The organism is Geodermatophilus sp. SYSU D01036 (assembly GCF_054050435.1).
This window is the reverse complement of the sequence record NZ_JBJGZJ010000017.1, coordinates 38,156-56,331: the sequence shown is the minus strand read 5'-3', so window position 1 is coordinate 56,331 and position 18,176 is coordinate 38,156. Positions and strand designations below refer to the sequence as shown.

Annotated in this window: 19 protein-coding genes; 3 read left to right on the top strand and 16 right to left on the bottom strand. The window is 74.5% G+C overall.

The features are described from left to right. Positions 1-91: 91 nt before the first annotated feature. Positions 92-1,828 (bottom strand): GAF domain-containing protein, encoded by a 1,737-nt coding sequence (locus ACI8AR_RS16620; protein ID WP_457052002.1) that lies wholly within the window; start codon positions 1,826-1,828, stop codon positions 92-94. 342 nt (positions 1,829-2,170) lie between these two features. Here ACI8AR_RS16620 and ACI8AR_RS16615 point away from each other — a divergent pair, with 342 nt between their 5' ends. Then, complete coding sequence (locus ACI8AR_RS16615) at positions 2,171-2,842, top strand: response regulator (RefSeq protein ID WP_457052001.1); 672 nt, start codon at positions 2,171-2,173, stop codon at positions 2,840-2,842. Positions 2,843-2,881: 39 nt separating this feature from the next. Here the strand turns inward: ACI8AR_RS16615 and ACI8AR_RS16610 are convergent, their stop codons facing one another. Then, positions 2,882-3,355 (bottom strand): pyridoxamine 5'-phosphate oxidase family protein, encoded by a 474-nt coding sequence (locus tag ACI8AR_RS16610; protein ID WP_457052000.1) that lies wholly within the window; start codon positions 3,353-3,355, stop codon positions 2,882-2,884. A 251-nt stretch (positions 3,356-3,606) separates the two neighbouring features. On the opposite strand from ACI8AR_RS16610, the gene ACI8AR_RS16605 reads away from it, so the two are divergent. After that, positions 3,607-4,467 carry a CPBP family intramembrane glutamic endopeptidase gene (locus ACI8AR_RS16605; RefSeq protein WP_457051999.1) on the top strand — a complete coding sequence of 287 codons (861 nt, stop codon included), beginning with the start codon at positions 3,607-3,609 and terminating at the stop codon, positions 4,465-4,467. Beyond that, positions 4,464-5,021, top strand: coding sequence for a nitroreductase family deazaflavin-dependent oxidoreductase (locus ACI8AR_RS16600; RefSeq protein ID WP_457051998.1), 558 nt, complete (start codon positions 4,464-4,466; stop codon positions 5,019-5,021). The genes ACI8AR_RS16605 and ACI8AR_RS16600 overlap by 4 nt, the downstream gene beginning before the upstream one ends. A 23-nt stretch (positions 5,022-5,044) precedes the next feature. On the opposite strand, the gene ACI8AR_RS16595 is transcribed toward ACI8AR_RS16600, so the two are convergent. The 14 genes from ACI8AR_RS16595 to ACI8AR_RS16530 form a co-directional block, all read right to left on the bottom strand. Next, positions 5,045-5,239, bottom strand: coding sequence for a hypothetical protein (locus ACI8AR_RS16595; RefSeq protein WP_457051997.1), 195 nt, complete (start codon positions 5,237-5,239; stop codon positions 5,045-5,047). 468 nt (positions 5,240-5,707) lie between these two features. Then, a complete protein-coding gene (locus tag ACI8AR_RS16590) occupies positions 5,708-5,998 on the bottom strand; it encodes a hypothetical protein (RefSeq protein ID WP_457051996.1) in 291 nt (96 codons plus the stop codon). A 68-nt stretch (positions 5,999-6,066) separates the two neighbouring features. Then, a complete protein-coding gene (locus ACI8AR_RS16585) occupies positions 6,067-6,888 on the bottom strand; it encodes a hypothetical protein (RefSeq protein ID WP_457051995.1) in 822 nt (273 codons plus the stop codon). A 403-nt stretch (positions 6,889-7,291) separates the two neighbouring features. After that, complete coding sequence (locus ACI8AR_RS16580) at positions 7,292-7,831, bottom strand: nitroreductase/quinone reductase family protein (RefSeq protein ID WP_457051994.1); 540 nt, start codon at positions 7,829-7,831, stop codon at positions 7,292-7,294. A gap of 40 nt (positions 7,832-7,871) precedes the next feature. After that, positions 7,872-8,690 (bottom strand): 2-oxo acid dehydrogenase subunit E2, encoded by an 819-nt coding sequence (locus ACI8AR_RS16575; RefSeq protein ID WP_457051993.1) that lies wholly within the window; start codon positions 8,688-8,690, stop codon positions 7,872-7,874. Positions 8,691-8,710: 20 nt separating this feature from the next. Beyond that, a complete protein-coding gene (locus ACI8AR_RS16570) occupies positions 8,711-9,592 on the bottom strand; it encodes a hypothetical protein (protein WP_457051992.1) in 882 nt (293 codons plus the stop codon). Positions 9,593-9,671: 79 nt separating this feature from the next. After that, positions 9,672-10,082: a hypothetical protein gene (locus tag ACI8AR_RS16565; RefSeq protein WP_457051991.1), complete on the bottom strand. Its 411-nt coding sequence runs from the start codon at positions 10,080-10,082 to the stop codon at positions 9,672-9,674. Between the two features lie 215 nt (positions 10,083-10,297). Then, a complete protein-coding gene (locus ACI8AR_RS16560; RefSeq protein ID WP_457051990.1) occupies positions 10,298-10,873 on the bottom strand; it encodes a CPBP family intramembrane glutamic endopeptidase in 576 nt (191 codons plus the stop codon). Between the two features lie 122 nt (positions 10,874-10,995). Next, positions 10,996-12,033 (bottom strand): SRPBCC family protein, encoded by a 1,038-nt coding sequence (locus ACI8AR_RS16555; protein ID WP_457051989.1) that lies wholly within the window; start codon positions 12,031-12,033, stop codon positions 10,996-10,998. Between the two features lie 158 nt (positions 12,034-12,191). After that, positions 12,192-12,725, bottom strand: coding sequence for a hypothetical protein (locus ACI8AR_RS16550; RefSeq protein WP_457051988.1), 534 nt, complete (start codon positions 12,723-12,725; stop codon positions 12,192-12,194). Positions 12,726-13,346: 621 nt separating this feature from the next. Then, positions 13,347-13,997: an AfsR/SARP family transcriptional regulator gene (locus ACI8AR_RS16545; RefSeq protein ID WP_457051987.1), complete on the bottom strand. Its 651-nt coding sequence runs from the start codon at positions 13,995-13,997 to the stop codon at positions 13,347-13,349. A gap of 807 nt (positions 13,998-14,804) precedes the next feature. Continuing rightward, positions 14,805-15,437: a response regulator transcription factor gene (locus ACI8AR_RS16540; protein WP_457051986.1), complete on the bottom strand. Its 633-nt coding sequence runs from the start codon at positions 15,435-15,437 to the stop codon at positions 14,805-14,807. A 4-nt stretch (positions 15,438-15,441) separates the two neighbouring features. Then, positions 15,442-17,073: an ATP-binding protein gene (locus tag ACI8AR_RS16535; RefSeq protein ID WP_457051985.1), complete on the bottom strand. Its 1,632-nt coding sequence runs from the start codon at positions 17,071-17,073 to the stop codon at positions 15,442-15,444. A gap of 139 nt (positions 17,074-17,212) precedes the next feature. Beyond that, positions 17,213-18,136 carry a polysaccharide deacetylase family protein gene (locus ACI8AR_RS16530; RefSeq protein ID WP_457051984.1) on the bottom strand — a complete coding sequence of 308 codons (924 nt, stop codon included), beginning with the start codon at positions 18,134-18,136 and terminating at the stop codon, positions 17,213-17,215. Positions 18,137-18,176 lie beyond the last annotated feature (40 nt).

Here is an 18,176-nt window from a genome sequence, read left to right as displayed (position 1 = left end):
CAGCGAGGACCGACGGCTCGGTCGCTCCCCGAGGGGCACGTCGCGAACCCGGGGCTGCTGTGGTGACGCTCCGGCAGCGCGGCACCGCGGGTCATCGCAGCGGCGCTGCCCAGCGCAACCGCGTCCCACCTTCGGGACGGCGTTCGATGCCGGCGTCCCCGCCGCCACGGCGGGCGCGGGCTTCGAGATTGCGCAGCCCGGACCTCGCCACCTGCTCGTCGATGCCGCGGCCGTCGTCGGCGACCTCCACCACGACGTCGTCGGCGACGTCGATGGTGACGATGACGTGCGCGGCGCCGGCGTGCCGGGCGGCGTTGCTGACGCCCTCGCGGACGACGGCCTCGAGGTCGGCGGCGAGATCGCCGGTGATCAAGGTGTCGATCGCGCCGGACATGCGCACGGTGGGGGCCAGGGCCTCACCAGCGGTCTCGGTGACGATGTCGAGCAGGCGCCGTCGCAGGCTCTCCGAGGCCTCGGTGTCGGTGCTGTGCAGGTCGAAGATGGTCGTCCGGATGTCCTTGACGATGTCGTCCAGGGAGCGGATGGCCTCGGTCAGCCGGCTGCGGAGGGCCGGGTCGGCGGCCCGGGGCAGTGCAGCCTGCAGCCCCAGCCCGGTGGCGAACACCCGCTGGATCACGTGGTCGTGCAGGTCGCGGGCGATGCGGTCACGGTCCTCGTAGACGTCGATCCGGCGGGCCTGCCGTTGCCGGGCAGCCGTGTCCAGGGCCGCCGCGGCCTGGTCGGCGAAGACCGTGACCAGCGGGGCGATGGAGGGGTCGAACTCCTCGGCGCCGGCCCGGCGGGCGGCGATGAGGACGGCATCGTCGGCGTGCGTGCCGCACAGCGGGATGGCGATGCACGGGCCCCAGTCGATGTGCGCGTTGGGGCCGTCGTAGGCCAGGCCGCTCATGTCCAGGGTGACCACCTCACCGGCGGCCTGCGCCGCCTCGAGCACCGGGCTGTCGGCGGGGGTCAGGCGGGTGCCGGCGATGTCGGTGAGCCCGGTGCCGCTCTGCGCGGTCACCAGGAAGGTCCCGTCGGCGTCGGGGCCGGTCAACAGCCAGGCGCCGTCGGCCTCGGTCAGGGTGCGCACCCGCTCGGCGATGAGGCCCTGCGCTCCGTCGGACGAGTCCGCCGCGACGCGTTCGAGGAGCTCGGCGCGGACGTCGGCGATCGCGGCCAGCCAGCTCTGCCGGCGCTCGCTCTCCTCGTACAACCGGGCGTTGTCGATCGCGATGCCCGCGGCACCGGCCAGGGCCGTGAGCACCGCCTCGTCCTCGGCGGTGAAGTCCCCGGTCCGCTTCTCGGTCATGTACAGGTTGCCGAACACCTCCCCGCGGACCAGCACCGGGACGCCGAGGAAGGTCGTCATCGGCGGGTGGTGCGGTGGGAAGCCCGCGGAGGCGGGATGCTCACGCAGGTCGGTGATGCGCAACGGGTACGGGTGGGTGATCAGCTGCCCGAGCACGCCCTTGCCCTCCGGCAGCGCCCCCATCCGGGCGTGCAGCTCCTCGTCGATGCCGACGGTGATGAAGTCGCTCAGGCCGCCGTGCCGGCCGAGCACGCCGAGGGCGCCGTAGCGGGCGTCGACCAGCTCGGTCGCCGACTCGACGATGCGGTGCAGGGTGCCGCGGAGGTCGAGTCCGGTCGCGACGGAGAGGAAGGCATCGAGGAGGTGCTGCACCCGCTGCTGGCTACGCGCGACGGTGGCCAGCCGCTCCTGGACCTCCCCGACGAGCTCGGCCAGCCGCATCCCCGACAGGAGCGTGGCCGGGTCACCCGCGCCGCGTGACTCCATGCTGTCGGCCGACGTCGGCTCATCGGTCATGCCATCGAGATTGGCACGATCGGGTTTCGTGCGCAGCCACCTGCGGTTCCCCAGCGGGGGCGGCTGCAAACAGTGATTGGAGCCTGACTGCGCGTCCAACACGGCGGAGCTCCCACCGGCTCCGAGAGGACGCCAGTGGGTCGCTCTCCCCTCACCGGCCCAGTCGCCGGGGCGTGCGCCTCCCCGCGGCACCCTGATCGTCCCCTTCTCCAACCGGGCTCACGGCCGCTCACCGAGCCGATGCCCAGGTCCGGGCCCTAACGTCGGGCGTCGAACGCCCGGAGGCGTTCTCCTCCCGGCAGCGGTCCCGGGGGGGACCCCGATGCTTGGGAGGCAGAGCGCATGCGCTCGGACGGTCCGACGGCTCCGATCACGGTGTTCCTCCTCGACGACCACGAGATCGTCCGCCGCGGAGTGGCGGACCTGCTCCAGAGCGACGGGGACATCGCCGTGGTCGGGGAGGCCAAGAACGCCGCCGAGGCGCTGGCCCGCGTCCCCGCGCTCAAGCCCGACGTCGCCGTCCTCGACATCCGGCTGCCCGACGGCAGCGGCGTCACCGTCTGCCGCGAGCTGCGCTCGAAGATGCCCGAGCTGAAGGTGATCATGCTGACCAGCGACAGCGACGACGAGGCGCTGTTCGAGGCGATCATGGCCGGCGCGTCGGGCTACCTGCTCAAGCAGATCCTCGGTCCCGATCTGCTCACCGCCGTCCGCACCGTCGCCGCCGGCGGCTCCTTGCTCGACCCGAGCGCGACCACGGCCGTGCTCGAGCGGATGCGCCGCGCCGCCGAGCCCGCCGGACCGCTGACCAAGCTCAGCGAGCAGGAACGCGCCGTGCTCGAACTCATCGGCGAGGGGCTGACCAACCGGCAGATCGGCCAGCGGATGTTCCTCGCCGAGAAGACGGTCAAGAACTACGTCTCCCACCTGCTCGCCAAGCTGGGCATGGAGCGCCGCACGCAGGCCGCCGTCCTGGCCGCCGAGCTCCGCACGGGGCAGGCCCCGGCCGGCTGAGCCCGTCGGCGGGCCGGACGCCCCCGGGATGCCACCGGCTCACGCGCTGGCACGGGCCCGGTCGACCTCGTCGGTCCTGCGGCCGACGTCGCGTCTGCCCCGTGAGGGCAGGCGCCAGCCGGTCACCTGGCTGGCCTCCACCACGATGTAGCAGCCGCTCCGACCGGCCCAGCGCTGCGGTCCCAGGTCGTCGAGCGCGGCGATCTCGTCGATGCCGGTCACGACCCGGGCGTGCCCCACGGCCGTCACCGCCCAGGCGCTGCCGTCGGCTCGATCGACGGAGTCGACCTCGAACGCCACGACCGCGCCGCGGCACGCGGACGCCTCCCGGCCACCGGGCAGCGCCGGGATCACGACCCGACCGTGGTGCACGGTGAAGGGCACCGGGGTGATCGCGGGCAGCGCGCCGGTGGTGAAGCCGAGCCGGCCGATCGCCGCGCCCGCGAGCAGGGTCCGGCACTCGGTCTCGGTCAGGACCTCCACGCCCTCGGGGTCCTCTCCGGCAGGCTGCACCGTCGTTCCTCCTTCGCTGCGGCGTCGAGGTCCGGCGGCCACCCGGACCGCCCGGTGTGGGCATCGGGGGTCCGCCGCACCGGAGAGTCTTCCCGTCTCGGGGCGCGGCGCCCCGGGCACTTCGGCCCCAGCGGCGCCGCATCGGTCACCGTCGACGGGAGCGGGTGACGGCGGACTGCCGGGACCATCGGCCGGTCGCCCGGGACCTTTCCCGCTCCAGGCCGGTCCCGGCTGCCGGAACCCTGAGCGTCATGACCGGCTCCCCGCAGATCCAGACGCTGCCCGACACCTCCTCCCCGCCGGCTGGGTGGGTGGCCCGCCACCCACTGCCCGCCTTCTTCCTCCTGGCCTTCGGCGGTGCCTGGCTGCTGTGGCTCCCGGGCCTCGTCGGTGTCGGCGGCGGCTTCCTGCTGCTGGCCCTGGGTGCGCTGGCCCCGTTCGCCGCCGCCGTGCTCGTCATCCGTTCCACCGGCGGGGATCTGCGCGGCTGGCTGCGTGGGCTGCTCGTCTGGCGGGTTCCCGCCCGGTTCTGGGTCTTCGCCCTCGGTGCGCCGGCGGCCCTGCTGGTGGTCGTCAACGCGGTGCTGGCGCTCACCGGCACCCCGATCGACCTGGGCCTGCTGGCGCAGCGGACACCGGCCTACCTCGCCGGCTTCGCCGTCGTGGCCACCGTCGGCGGCGGCCTGGAGGAGCCCGGCTGGCGCGGTTTCGCCCTGCCCCGGCTGCAGCGACGCTTCTCCCCGCTGGCCGCGACCGCCGTCCTCGGCCTGGCCTGGGGCGTCTGGCACGTGCCGCTCTACGGGCCGCTGGGCTTCGTGCTCCCGGCCTTCCTCGCCGTCTACTACACGTGGCTGTACAACCGGACCGGCAGCGTGCTGCTGTGCGTGCTGCTGCACGGCAGCTTCACCCCCGCGATCGACAACCTGGTGCTGACCGCGGACTCGCTCGCGGTGGACCTGGTCATCCTGGGCACCGTCGTGGCCGGCGCCGCCGTGCTGGCGGTCGCCACGCGGGGCCGCCTCGGCCTGCCCCGCCCCGAGCCGGCGCCGCTGGGATCACCGCCTCGTCAGGCGCCGGGCGCCTCGGCCGGCCTCGGCGGAGGTGTGGCATGACCACGGCGAACACGTCCCGCCCGGCCGGTGGCGACCGGCCGCTGCTGGGGCTGCGGCGCAGGCCCGGGCGGCTGGCGCGGGCGGTGTTCCGGCTGCCGCTGAAGGCCTACCAGCACAACGCCGGACCGGCGGTGGGCCGCACCTTCGTGGCGTTCACCCATCTGGGCCGCAGGACCGGCCGGCCGCACCAGACGGTCGCGATGGTGCTGCGCCACGACGAGGCCACCGGCGAGGCCGTCATCTGCGCCGCCTGGGGACCGCAGACCGACTGGTACCGCAACCTGCGGGCGCACCCCGCGACGACGGTGCAGCTGGGCGGGGCGACGTTCACCCCACGGCAGCGGTTCCTCCCCGACGAGGAGGCCTTCGACGTCGCCAGGCAGTTCCGCCGGGAACACCCGCACCGGCTGCGGTTCTTCAGCACCGTCCTGGGCTGGGGCGACCTGCGCGACGACGCCGCGGTGCGGGAGTTCGTCCGGACTCATCCGTTCGTCGCGTTCCGGCCGGCGTTGCGGAAGGCGACCGCGGACACGGGGGCTGCGCGGCCGGAGTAGGCCGGATCCGGACCGGTGTCCGGTCAGCCGACCACGGCCAGGTCCGCGGCGGTCGTCGCCTCCGCCCGCGCCCTGACCCCCCGCAGCATCTGCCGGGCCATGACGAAGTCGGCCGGGACGATCACGGCCAGGTAGCACGCCTCCACCCACCACGGCTCCAGGTGCAGCCTGCTGCGCAGGAGGAACCGGGTCCGGTCGCCGGGCAGCCGGTCGAGCACGAACGCCCAGCTCCAGTCGATGGCGGCGCCGTACCTCTCGACCCACTCCGGCGGCAGGTGCTCGCGGGAGCGCCCGGTTCGGCTCCAGCAGCCGGACGACGAACGCGGTGTGCTTGTCCGGGGCGCCGTCGAGGACCCGGTCGCCGACCGCCAGGTCCTGCCACTCGGGCACCAGGTGGTCGGCGCTGGGCCCGTTGTCGGGGAACAGCAGCCGGTCGACCCAGCGGGCGGTGTACCACTGCCCGCGCCCCCAGCCCATCTGCACCAGCCACGGCCACACGCACTCCGGGGGCGCGGCGATGGTGATCGCGTGCGTGGTGGTCGCCTGCGGCGCGGCGCACAGGTCGTCCCCGGGCAGGGGGCGGCGGCGTTCCTCCCGGGTCGCGCCCCAGGTCCGGCCGAGCCGCTGCAGCCCCGCGTAGCCGCCGACCGCGGCGGTGACGGCTGCCGCGGTCACGCCCGCCGGCCTCATCGGTCCTCCGCCAGCGTGGTCTCCGTGGAGGCGCTCGCCGTGCCCGCGACGGGCTGACCGCGGCCGCCCGGTGCGCCGTCGCCAGCGGCGGCCGGCGTCTGACCGGGATCTGCGGTGATCGCCCGGACGAGCTGCTCGGTGCGGTCCCGGGTGACCCGCCACCGGCGCTCGTTGTCGCGCACCAGCTCCGCCGACTCACAGCACAGGTCCGCGGCGCGGGAGACGACCTCGGCCGCGGCGTACAGCCGGCGGGGAACGACCCGCGGCCCGGCCAGGTCGGCGCGCACCGGCGACCTCCGGTCGACGTCGCACGCACGTCCGCACCTCCTCCGTGCCGCCTGGATGACCGGTCCGGTCACGCCCGCCGGAGTGCCGGCCCGATCGCGGCTGGCGCCGGATGACGCCGCAGACCGCCGAGCAGCACGGCAGCGGCCCCGGTGATCACAGCGGCGATGTAGGGCTCCTGCGGATCGAACGCGGTGGCGCCGGGGATGCGGGCCGCCGCCTGGAAGACGAGGGCCAGCACGTAGTTCACCTGGATGACCGCGCTGGCCACGAGCAGCACGGCCCCCAGCACGTACCCCCACGGCCGCCGCCGCCAGAGCAGCGCCGCCGCAGTCGCATAGCCCGGCACCAGCGTGCTCAGGTCCATCGCGTAGCCCAGGTGCCCGATCGGGGCCGGCTGCAGCAGCAGCCCCTCCTGCGGCGCGGCGCCGGTCACCGCGAACCGCAGCGCGAACCAGGTCCACATCCCCCCGAGCGACCCGGCCAGCAGCCCGAGCACGGCGCTCACCGCGCGGACCGGCGTCCGCGGCCTCATCCGGTCCGCGATCGCCGCGACGTCGAGGGACCGCAGCGCCAGCACCAGCGCGACGGCCGCCAGCACGAAGAGCGCCACGTGGACCAGGAACAGCGCGTTGAACGCCGCCCCGAAGACGTAGTAGGCGTAGGTGTAGACGACGTAGGCCAGCAGGCCCGCCCACAGCAGCTCGGCCCGCGGAGACCCCCGCCGGGCACGGGCCAGAGCTCCGGCCAGCAGCGGGGTGGCGACCGTCAGCGACCCCAGGTCGTAGGCGCGGAAGGTGGCTGCGTTGGCCGGTGCCTCCTGGTACAACCCCCGCCACGCCAGCCCGACCGCCGACGAGGCCGCCATCAGCCCGGCGACGGCGACCGACAAGCGCCGCACGAGACGCCGGGCGGCCCCGTCGGGGCCCGTGCCCGCGGCAGCGGTCGCCCCAGCGGCGGGACCGGGGTCCGGCCCGTTCCCGCCGGCAGGCTCCGCCGCACGACGCCGGAGGCGACGAACCACGGCGGTCCCACGCGCGACCGACGTACGCAGCGCGCGGTGCAGTGATGCGGCGCCCTCACCGATCGCGGATCGCAGCCGCTGAGCGAGCCGCCCGGCCCGCACCGAGCCCGGCCGGGGACACGTCACCGACGAGGTCATCGCTCCACCACCCTTCCCGGGCAGCCTCCAGGGCGGGGACCGGCCGACCCAGGGCTGGTGGTCATGCCCGGACGGGCCGGACGACTCCGTCCGAGGACGCGCACCGCCGCCCCGCCGGCCGCTGACCGGCCCGTCACCCGGTGTCCGGTCGCACCTGGAAGACCGGGAACCGGTCGGCCACGGCGGCGATCTCCGCGGCGGAGAGGTCCGGGCCGACGCCGAAGAAGGCGCGCGCCTCCCGGGCGACCGCCGTCGACCCGGGCCGGCGAGCCGCCCGCAGCACGTAGGAGCGGATCACCGGGGGACGCTCGGCGGGAGGCACTTCCACCAGCGTCACCGCCCGGCGCCGCCGGTGGCGGGCGAGCACCGCCCGACCTCGCGCGGCGCGGACGTTGCGCACCCACTCGGACTCCCCGGTGAGCGAGACCAGATAGCCCTGCCCCTCGTGCCGGGCCAGCACCAGGTTGGTCCGCCGGAGCACGCCGCTGCGCCGGCCGGGCACCTCGAGGGTGACCACGTAGCCGGGGCTCAGGCCCAGGGCGGTCAGGACGTGTCCCAACCACTGCAGCCGGGCGTACAGCCTCGGCGGCGGCCGGTACCGCTCCGGGCCGGGGTCGCCGACCGGCACCAGCAGGCGCTGCACCCTGTGCCGCAGGGACCGGCGGACGGTCACGAGCGGCAGCAGGCCACGGTCCCCACACCGTCGCCGGGGATCATCGCGGCTCCGCCGGAGCCGTCGCGGCGGGCACGGGCTGGCCGGTGAGTCCGTCGGAGGTCTCGATCAGCCGGCGGAGGTGGGCCGCGAAGCGTGCGGCCGGGGCCCCGTCGACGACGGCGTGGTCGACGGTGAGCGTCAGGTGCAGCAGCTGCCGGTCCTGCAGCCGGCCCTCGACCAGCCGCGGCGCGGTGGAGATGCCCCCGATGACGACCATCAACGTCGGTGGCGCGGAGACGATGCCCCACCCGCCGGCGGTACCGAACATGCCCACCGAGCTGAGCCCCACCGTGCCGCCGAACCGCTTGAACCACCGCGGGTTGCCCATCACCACCCGCCAAGCCAGGCGCCGCACGGGACGGGGCAGGGTCAGGAAGGCGAGAGCGCCGCGGTAGCGCCGCTCGTCCTGCGGCCGCGGGTGCTGCGCGGCGCGGATCTCGTCGCTGATCTCCCGCACCGACTTGCCGTTGGCCGCCCGCACGATCAGCGACTTGACCACCTTCTGCCCGGCCACCTCCGCCTCGATCTGGGTGCTGACGTCGACGTCGGCGAACAGCACCAGCCGGTTGCGCCGCCGGTAGGCGTGCAGGATCCGGTCGGCGTCGACCGCGGCGGCGACGCAGTGCAGCACCCAGCCGGTGAACGACAGCGGCGCTTCCCCGTCCCCGGGGTGCGCCAGCAGGCGCCGGGCCTCGGTCACGTCCAGCTGCAGCAGGCCGTGCATCAGGTTCTTGCGCCGCCCCGCGTCCAGCACGTCGACGTAGCCGCGACGCACCATCAGGTAAGGGCGGGTCTCGTGCCGTTCCTCGGCCCGCATCGCGTCTCCTCCGTTCGCCGTCAGGGCGCGGTGGCGGCCCACAGCTCCAGCGCCGTGGTCACGTCTGGCCGCCGTGGGCGGTCGAGGACGGCGCGCAGCAGCCAGCGGAGGGTGAACTCCGGCGCGCTGAGCGACGGTGCGGGCAGGGGCAGCGGAGAGCGGATGGTGAACGGCAGCCGCAGCACCGCGCCGGGTTGCAGATCGAGGGGCCCGGCCACCGCCACGGTGGCGACCACGGTCGTCTCGGCGCGGTCCTCCTCCAGCGGCATCTCCGGCAGGCGGGCCGGCACGTGCTCGGCGAGGACCAGTTCCACCCGCACGCCGCGGGCGCGGCCGGCCCGGCGCGGGGTCACGGTGACCGCGCCCGAGATCGGCATGCCGCCGGACAGGCGCCGGCTGGACACCTCCTCGAGGCCGAGGTCGGCGACGTCGGCGTCCTCGACGACCGCCGCGGTGCCGGCCACCCAGCTGCGGTCCGCGGCACGGGAGGTGATCCGCACCGGGGTGCTCGCCTCCGCGTCGCGGCCGTGGGGCACGTGGAGCCGGGCGCGGACGGCGTACTCCTGCTGCACGAGATACCCGTCGACCGTCGCCTCTCCCGCCGGCACGGCCAGCGTCACCCGCCGCACCAGCGGCTGCCCGGCGACCAGCGGCTCGGTCGGGGCGAGATCGGCGCGGTCGAGGACGGCGGAGCGGCGGAGGCTCACCGTGGCGCCGGCGCCCATCCAGCCGCGCTCGGCGTGGGCGACCGCCCCGGACCGCACCAGCTCCACCTGTCCGCCGCTGACCTCGGTCGGGCGGTCGGCGACGAGCCGGACGGTGACCTCCAGCGGCTGCCCCGCCTCCACCGTCGCCTCGGCCGTGCTCACCGTCAGCTCGGGCGCCTGCAGCGACGCCGTCACCACGACAGCCCTCGCGACGGCCGCCGCCGATCGCGCCGGTGCGGTCGCGGCGGGCGGGGAGTCGCCCCGGCGCGACGCGTCATCGGGCGGCCCCGGCCATCCGCGGCTGCGCCGGTGGGCGGGTGGGCTGGTCGTCCGGCCCGATGACCAGGTACAGGACCATGCCGACGATGCCGAGGCTGACCAGACCGGTGATCAGCAGGACGAGGAACCATGCCTTGTCCTCCAGCCGCGCGGTGACCACCAGCGCCGCCACCCAGGCGACCAGGAGGCCCACCCCCGCCGCCAGCAGCACCAGGACGCCGAGGATCGCCAGCGCGATCAGAAGCCAGCCCGCCCCGCCCGCGTCCACCCCGACCACGTCGGGACCCCGGGTGACCAGCACGTCGGTGGCGATCGCCAGTCCCCCACCCACCGCCATCAGCGCCAGCCCGGCCACCACGGCGAGCAGGCTGCCGACGAACAGCCGGGTGATCTGCCGCTTGCTCATCCGAACCACCTCCAAGAACTCCCTCGTCAGGCTCCGGGGCCGGGCGGTGGCCCCGGCAGGGCCGCGGGTCCCGCACCGACCGGGGCGTGTCCCGGCAGCCCGGGACCTCCGGCCCTGCCCGTTTCCGCACCGTCGAGGGGGGAGCGTCGGCGACTGCCCATCCCGGTGCGCCGGGCCTGTGCCGGCTGCGGACGCCGGCCGGCGCGGCCACGCCGTCAGCGGCCGAGCCAGAAGCGGGCCACCCGAACACCGCAGGCGTCGGTGAGCACATGAGGCAGCAGGACGGCACGCACCCCTCCGGTGCGCCAGGCGACGGTGGTCGAGGCCGCACCCACCACCGCCGCACCCAGCAGGAACCGGGCGCGACCGCGGGAGGACGGCAGGATCAGCTGCGGCGCCAGGTGCCAGACGGTGAACCCGGCCAGCGGCCACAGCGCGCCGCGCGCCACGTCGCCGGGGAACTGTGCGAGGAAGACCCCGCGCCACAACAGCTCCTCGCCGACGGCGTTGACCACCGCGGTGCCGGCCATGACCGCGGCGACCTCCCGGTCGACCAGGCGGCGGTGCGGCAGCAGCGCGGTACCGACGGCGCCGGCCACCGGGAAGGCCAGGAGCGCGACGTCGCCCGCGCCCGGGCGCCGTCCGGCGCGCAGCACGCGGGCGACGCCGCGGGGTCGGAGGACCCACAGTGGGAAGCCGAGGCACCAGCCGGCCCAGTACAGGGCGAAGCCGACGACGTACGCCGGTCGGGGCGGCAGCCGGCGCCGCAGGACGGCGAAGGTCGCAGCCATCGTCACCGGCACCGTGACCGGTGCGGCCAGCGTCGCCCGCCGACGCCATCGGCCGGCCCTCAGCTGGGGGCCGGCCGCAGCCGCCGACCGACGTCCAGTACCGGGCGGGAGGTCCACCCCGGTCAGCGTCCGCGGTGCAGAGCGCGCCGGTGCAGCCAGCCGATGAGCGCCAGCAGCGGCAGGTGGATCGCCGGCAGGTTCGCCGCGAACCACCGCGGCAGGTAGATGTCGGTCACCGAGCCGCTGGTCGCGCCGGCGCGCTCGGCCAGCCCGGTCAGCGGGCAGCGGAAGCCGCCGGCGGCGAAGACCAGGCACTCCCCGGCGACGACCGCGGCCGCGGCGGCCGCGCGCCGGTCACTGCGGCCCCGCAGGCCCGACCAGACCAGGTAGCCGACGCAGGACTCGATCGACGCCCACGCCGCGGTGTGCACCGCCCGGATCGCCGCCAGCCGGCGCGGGTGCACCGCCGGCGGGACACGGCGCCGGTGCTCGGCCTCGGCGCGCTCCCGGATCCCGCGCAGCATCCGGCGCATCATCGGCCAGTCGCCCAGCTCCAGGAGTGCGATGCCGGCCGGGTGCCGCCAGTCGTAGGCGAACCGCAGCCGCGCGACCAGCCGGGTCCGGCCGTCGGGCAGCGGCGTCAGGCGCCAGGCCCAGGTGCTCGACGGCGTCCGCCACAGCATCCACTCCGGCGCCTGGAACGAGTCGACGACGAACGCCGTCGTCTCGGTCGGCTGCGGCGCCATCGGCAGCCACCGGCCGGCCTCGAGGTCCTGCAGCTGCGGCACGATCTGCCGGGCGCTGGGGTGAGCGAGGTTGTCGAGCAGGTCGTCGGCGTACCAGCCGGCGCGCAGGCAGCCGACCTGCACCAGCCACGGCCACACCTCCTCCGGCGGCGCGTCGATGCTGATCGCCCGGGTGGCCTGCAGCTGCGCCCGCGGGAACACGTCGTCGCCGGGCATCGGCGCGGCGACCTCGGCACGGGTCGCGCCCCAACGGCGGTGCCAGGGCCGCAGCAGCGGCGCCAGCGCGAAGCGGGGCAGGTCAGTGACGGCGTCGCGGACCTGGCGGGCGAGGTCGGCCGCGGTCGGCCGCGGCGGCACCCACCCGGGCGGCTGCGGAGCGAGCCGGGCGCCGGCTGCGCCCCGGATGTCGGTCACCGGGCCCACCGGGCCCGGCGACGACACGCCGCGTCCCCCGGTCGGCTGCCGGTGCTGCCGCTGGGGTCCCGCCGGGATCCCGGCTGCTGCACGACGGCCATCTGTCGCTCTCCGTCCGGTGGGTCGGCGGCTGCGGGCCCGCGAATCCCGGGCGGCGCTCAGCGGCTCACGGCCCGGGAGGCGGCCAGCTGGGCAAGGGTGGCGCTCCAGGCGCGGGCGCGCTCCTCCTCACCCGCGACCAGCGGGCCCTTCGTGTCGACGACGAAGAAGTGCTCGGCCGGCGCGACGATGTGCGCGCCGAGCCTGCCGAGCAGCTTCTCCTCGGTCCGCGACGCGTGGTCCATCTTGGTGAGCATCGGGTGGCCGCTGCCGCGGGTGTCGAACGCGGCGGCGGCGATCCCGGCCGGTGCCCGGAGGGCCTCCAGCCACTCGTGCAGACCGGTGCCGGTGTCCGGGATGTCGGCGCCGTACTGCTTCACCGCACCCTCGCGGGTGGACGGGCGAGGCATCCCGAACGCGTGGTTGGGCCCGCCCACGACCAGCAGCCCGACGTCGGGACCGAGTTCGGCCGGGGCCTCCGCCGCGGCGACGACGTCCACCGGCAGGGAGGGCGACAGCCCGCCGGCGATCGCCTGCGCGATCGTGCGGGCGTCACCGAACACGGACTCGTAGACCACCACGGCGCGGGTCATGCGCTCACCACCTCATCGCTCGGCTGTTGACCGGCACGACGCTAGGCAGCCCCAGCACCGGTGCCCCACCGGCGAAGGACCCGCTCGGCGGGGGCCGAAGGGTCCCGCCGCGGCCACGTCACAGGGGTGCGCACCCGTCACCGACCCTACGCGGACCGAGCCGGCCACGAGTCGGGCGACGCCACCGACGCGGTGCGTCGCCGCCCGGTGCGTCGGGCTGCAGACATCAGCTCAGCCCAGCACCCCTCCGGAACCCAGGACGGAGGAAGTGGCGACGTCCTGTCGATGGTCCCGAGGCCACACCCGTACCGGCCGCCCTGCCTCCGAGGATTGGGCGGGTGCCACCGCACCCTGCCACGGGCAGGCACGTGGGCCGGCGCGGCGGGGAGGTGGTCGACCAGCCTCGGCTCCGACCAGGACCCGTCTCGACGAAGGCGCCGGACGCCTCCCGATGCCGCCTCCTCACACGGAAAGGAGCCCTCTGTGTGCTTGGAGGCGATGGGTGGCTCGCCCACGTCACCGAGCCGTCACAGACGTGTCGGCGAACCACGCCGCAGCAGGAACTCGTCCCCCCGAAGGACTCCCCGCCCGCAGATGCCGGACGGCGAGAACCGAGCCGCGTCACCGCGCGGCATCACAGCCGCACGGGCCGACCAGGGTGGTGGGGCACCGGCGGCGCCCCACCACGAGCCGGGTCATGGGCTCGCTCGGCTGCACCCCCAGGTGGTCGGCAAGCATGACTCGAAACCGCTCATACGCCCGCACCGCCTCCGCGACATTCCCCTCCGCCAAGTGCACGCGAATGACCACCCGGTGAGCGCTCTCCCGCAACGGCTCGCCGCGCACGGCGGCGTAGGCGGCCTGCAGCGCGTCGCCGTACCGCCCCGCCGCGGCCAACCGCGCGGCGACCTCCTCCAGCGCGTGCATGCGGAGTTGTCGCAGTCGTTCCCGTTCGAGCAGGACCCAGTCGTCGTACCAGCCGGGCAGCAACTCGCCCCGCAGGCCGACGTCGGGGATGTCGACCTCGGCCAGGGAGCTCGCTGGGTCCCGGACTCGCCGAGCCCAGTGCCCGAGCTCCTGCACGTCCACCCGGACGCCCTCGGCCAGCGACAGCACGGTGCCTGATGCGTGCACCAGCCCCGGTGCCGCCCGTTGCAGGCGCCACAGCGCCGAGCGGAGGCTGCCATGCGCATGATCCTCCGGGACGTCGGGCCACAGCTCCCCGGCGACGACGGCCCGGGGCGGACGACCGGACAGGCACACGAGGGCCACCAGACGCTGGATGGCTCGCGGGAGATCCTCAACAGGTCCTCGACCGGCCCCCCACCGTGGTGGACAGCGAATCACCCCAACCGCAGTTCGCACACGCCCTAGTGGAGCGATCAACCGAGTGGAGCAGCGGGCTGACCGCCTCCGCCGCCACCTTCACGGCTCAGACCGCCACCACCGCCGGGCCCACTAGCGGGCCCGACGCCCGCATCCCTGCCCTGACCGGGGCGCTGGACGAATTGTCGGTCGGGCTGGCCGACCTCGGCCGCTCTGAGCTCCATGGGACCGATGGACATCACCAACGCCGTCCGGCTCCTCGCCTCCAGCAAGCGTGTGCCTCGTTCCCGGTGGGTTGAGGCACAGGCCCCGTCGGCTCCCACCAAGCCGAGGACTTCCCCGGCTCCAGGGCGAGGTCGGGTGGACAGGTGGTGCACCCGGCAGCGCGTGCCGACCGTCCTCGCCGGAAGACCGAGCCGCGGTGCACTGGCCAACGCACGCCGCGCCGTCGAGCGCGACGCCGAGACCGTCGCCCAACACGAAGAACGACCGGTCGGTGAGCTCAGCCAGCTCCCGCAGGGAGCGACACGCGGCGTACTTGACGTCGACCTCACCGTCACCGGCCGGCGGTACCGGCCGACCTTGCGCAATGGCGTCCTCAGCCACACCGGCGCGCCGCGGGCCGCTCCCGCCGACACCGTCCTCCCTCTGCCGGCCGCGGCGCTGCCGGCGGCCACCCCAGCCGCCGACGTGACCGCGACACCGGACGCGCGTTGGCCGGGGCCCACAGCTCAGGCCCCCGACTGGGGCGGCTCACGTGAGCAGCTGTCGTTCCATGAGGACCTTGACGAGTTCCGCCCGGCGGCGCACGCCGAAGCGTTTCAGCATCCGGGCGATGTTCAGCTTGATCGTGTGCACGCTGAACTGCAGGGCCTCGGCGATCTGGTGGTTGTCCGCCCCGTCCGCGACCAGCCTGAGGATGGCGAGTTCGCGATCGGTGAGCGCAGAACGGTCCTGGCCTCGCTTGGACCCGATGAGCGAGGCGTTGACCACGCGCGGATCGAAGTATGCGCCTTCCGCCTTCGCGGTCCGGAGGGCGTGCGGGAGGGCGCTCGTCGACGTGTCCTTGAGCAGGTAGCCCACCGCGCCTGCGTGGATGGCGCCCTGCAGCAGGTCCTCGTTGGCGAAGGCCGTGAACATCAGGACGGCCGTCCCGGGCACCCGTTCGGACAGCTCCTCGCACAGGGGGAAGCTGTTCCGGGTCCCGAGTCGGAGGTCGAGCAGGACGAGGTCGGGCTCGGTCTCCTGGATCAGGGCGAGGGCACGACGGGCGTCGGTCGCACCGCCGCAGTACTCGAGATCCGGTTCCTTGGCTGCCATGGCCTCGACCGCGAACAGGATGATGTCGTGGTCGTCGATCGCGCAGAAGCGCACCACGTCGTCCATCGCGTCACCACGTGCGGGGCACGTCGAGGCAGACCCGGGTGCCCTCGTCGATGCTCGAGTCGATCGTCAGGGACGCTCCGATCCTGGCCGCGCGCCGGCGCATGGACGTCACTCCGAGATGCCCCATGCTCGACAGCTGGGCCGGGTCCAGGTCCACGAGGGGAGAGCCCCGGCCGTCGTCCGTGACGCGCAGCGTCACGCCGGTCGCCGAGCTGTCGATGCTGATCGTCTGCATGGTGCAACCGGAGTGCTTGAGTGAGTTCGTCAGGGCCTCGGCGCCGACCTGGACGACCGCCTCGGCGACGTGGGACGGCAGGGGGGTCTCCGTCATCGGGCCGATGACGAGGACGGTCCGCGAGACGCCCGGCCGCGCCCGCACGGAGGTGATGCTGTCGAGGACCTGGCTGACGCTCATCTGCGCGGGGCCCCGTGGCACCAGCTCGCTCAGCTCGGCGCGCAGGGTCTGCAGTGCGTCGGCGGCCGCCTGGCGGATGGCCTCGACCGACGCCGCGGCCGCCCCGTCCTCGGCGGAGGCCGCGGCCTGCTCGGCGGTGAACCCGATCTCGACCAGACGGCGCACCACCGAGTCGTGGATGGCGTGCGCGAAGTCCTCGCGCAGCCGGCCCAGCCGGGCGCTCTGCGCGGACTCCTTGAACTCCGAGGTGTTCATGAGCAGGGACACGTACTCGGCGTACTCACCGAGCAGACGCTCGTCGGTCTCGCTGTACGGCCGCGGGGTCCGGTTGCCCACGTACAGGACGCCGTCGACGCCGCTTCCGCTCCGGGTGAGGGGGGCCGCGACGGCGGAGAGGACGCCCTCGTCGAGGGTCTCGCTCACCGGCGCCTCGAGCAGTCGCTCGTCCCGTGCGTAGTCGATCGAGGTGACGACCCGGCCCGTCCGGCGGGCCAGACCCCCCAGGCCCTGGCCGAACTCCATCCGCAGGTGTCGGAAGTCCGGGGTGTAGACCTGGGAGAACGACGCGAAGTAGTAGTGCGTGCCGCTCGGCTCCTGCTCGGGCAGCGCCAGGTAGGCGGCGTCCGAGCGGAGCAGCACCCGGGCGGTGTCGACCAGGGAGCGCAGTCGCCCCATGGGTCCCGCGCCGCTGGTGTCGGCGGCCAGCACCGACCGGAGGGCAGAGCTGAGCTGGCGCTGGATGTGCAGGGTGCCGTTCAGGCGCGACTCCCCCAGCGTGCGCGTCAGCCTGGGCAGGTCGGCGACCCCGCTGAGCCGCTGGAGTGACTGGCACTCTCTCCCGTCGACCTCGATGCCGACGAGGACGACTCCGCGACCGAAGGGGTCACGCCACGGCATGGCCAGGGCCGACGCCAGGTGCAGGCCGAAGGGGCGCAGCCGGGACCGGGCCGCCACTCCGGACACGCTCACCGGCGCGAGCGTGTCCAGCGACTGGTTCAGGCGCAGCGGCTCGTTCGCGATCGCCGGCTCGAGACCTGCGGAGCAGCTGTCGGAGAGGACGAAGAAGTCACTACCCGCGGTGCCGGTCGGCTGGTAGAGGGCGATGGCCCGCTCGCTGAGGACCGCCGCACGCAACTCGACGAGGATCTCCCGGAGCGAGTCGAACACCGCCCGGGAGCCACCACCGTCGGCCCAGTAGACCTGCGCTGCCTCCGGGATCACGCCGGAGTCCTGCCGCGCTCGGCCGGGGAGCGACCGGGCTCCAGCGGCACGGGTGTCGGGTGTGCCAGGGAACGGCCCTCCTGTGGCCGGGGCGATCGGCTCCCCCCGAGCCTAGGGGCGGGTCGGGGGGAGCGTCACGCTACTGCCGCGCGAAGCTGGAGTCGGCGGGGGCCGGCTCCACTCCGCGGACGTCGGGCAGCGCCATCTTGCGGCGGTCCTCCTCGTCGGGCACCCAGGTCCGGGCGATCTCGTCCATCGTGGCGAACCAGACGCCGTCCTTCTCGGCGAGGTGCTGGATGAGCCGCTCGTACCACATGATGTGGTGCGCCTGGCCGATGATCTGGGGGTGCACGCAGGTCGCGTACACGGCGTTCTCGACGTTCTCGTAGGCGTAGTCGAAGATGTCCCGCCACCGCCGGAAGATCGTCTCGGTGTCCTGCATGCCCGTCGACGTGCCGGTGTAGGCCAGCGGCGGGAAGTCGTCGAGATACCAGTTGACCGGGATCTCCAGCACCTCGCTCGCCCGGCCGGCGACGTTGCCCTTCTCCCAGTTCACCTGCCACCGCTGGGGGTGGTACGGCACGAGGTCGCGGGCCATGAGGCTCGTGTCGTAGGTGAAGCCGGACTCCTCGATGATGTCGAGGGTGTTGTCGCTGTAGTCCCAGTAGGGCGAGCGGTAGCCGGTGGGGCGGATGCCCAGCTGGTTCTTGAAGCTGTCGAAGGCGAGGTCGACCAGGCGCCGCTCGGTGTCCCGGCTGATGCCCGGCGGGATCTCGTGGTAGTAGCCGTGGTGACCGAACTCGTGCCCGTCCTCGAGGATCTTGCGGCACCACTGGGGGAACGTGTCGACGGAGTGGCCGGGGGTGAACCAGGTCGACCTGATGTCGTAGCGCTTGTAGAGCTCGAGCAGCCGTGGCACTCCGACCTCGGCACCGAACTCGCCGCGTGACATGAACGCCGGGCTCGGCCGGTTGAACGCCCCCAGCCAGAGCGCCTGGGCGTCGAAGTCCGTGCCCAGGTTGACGGCGATCCTCTTGCCCTCGGGCAGCTGCAGGTGTCCCACGTGCGTGACCTTCTTCCTGTTGTGGAGGTGATCCTGTGGC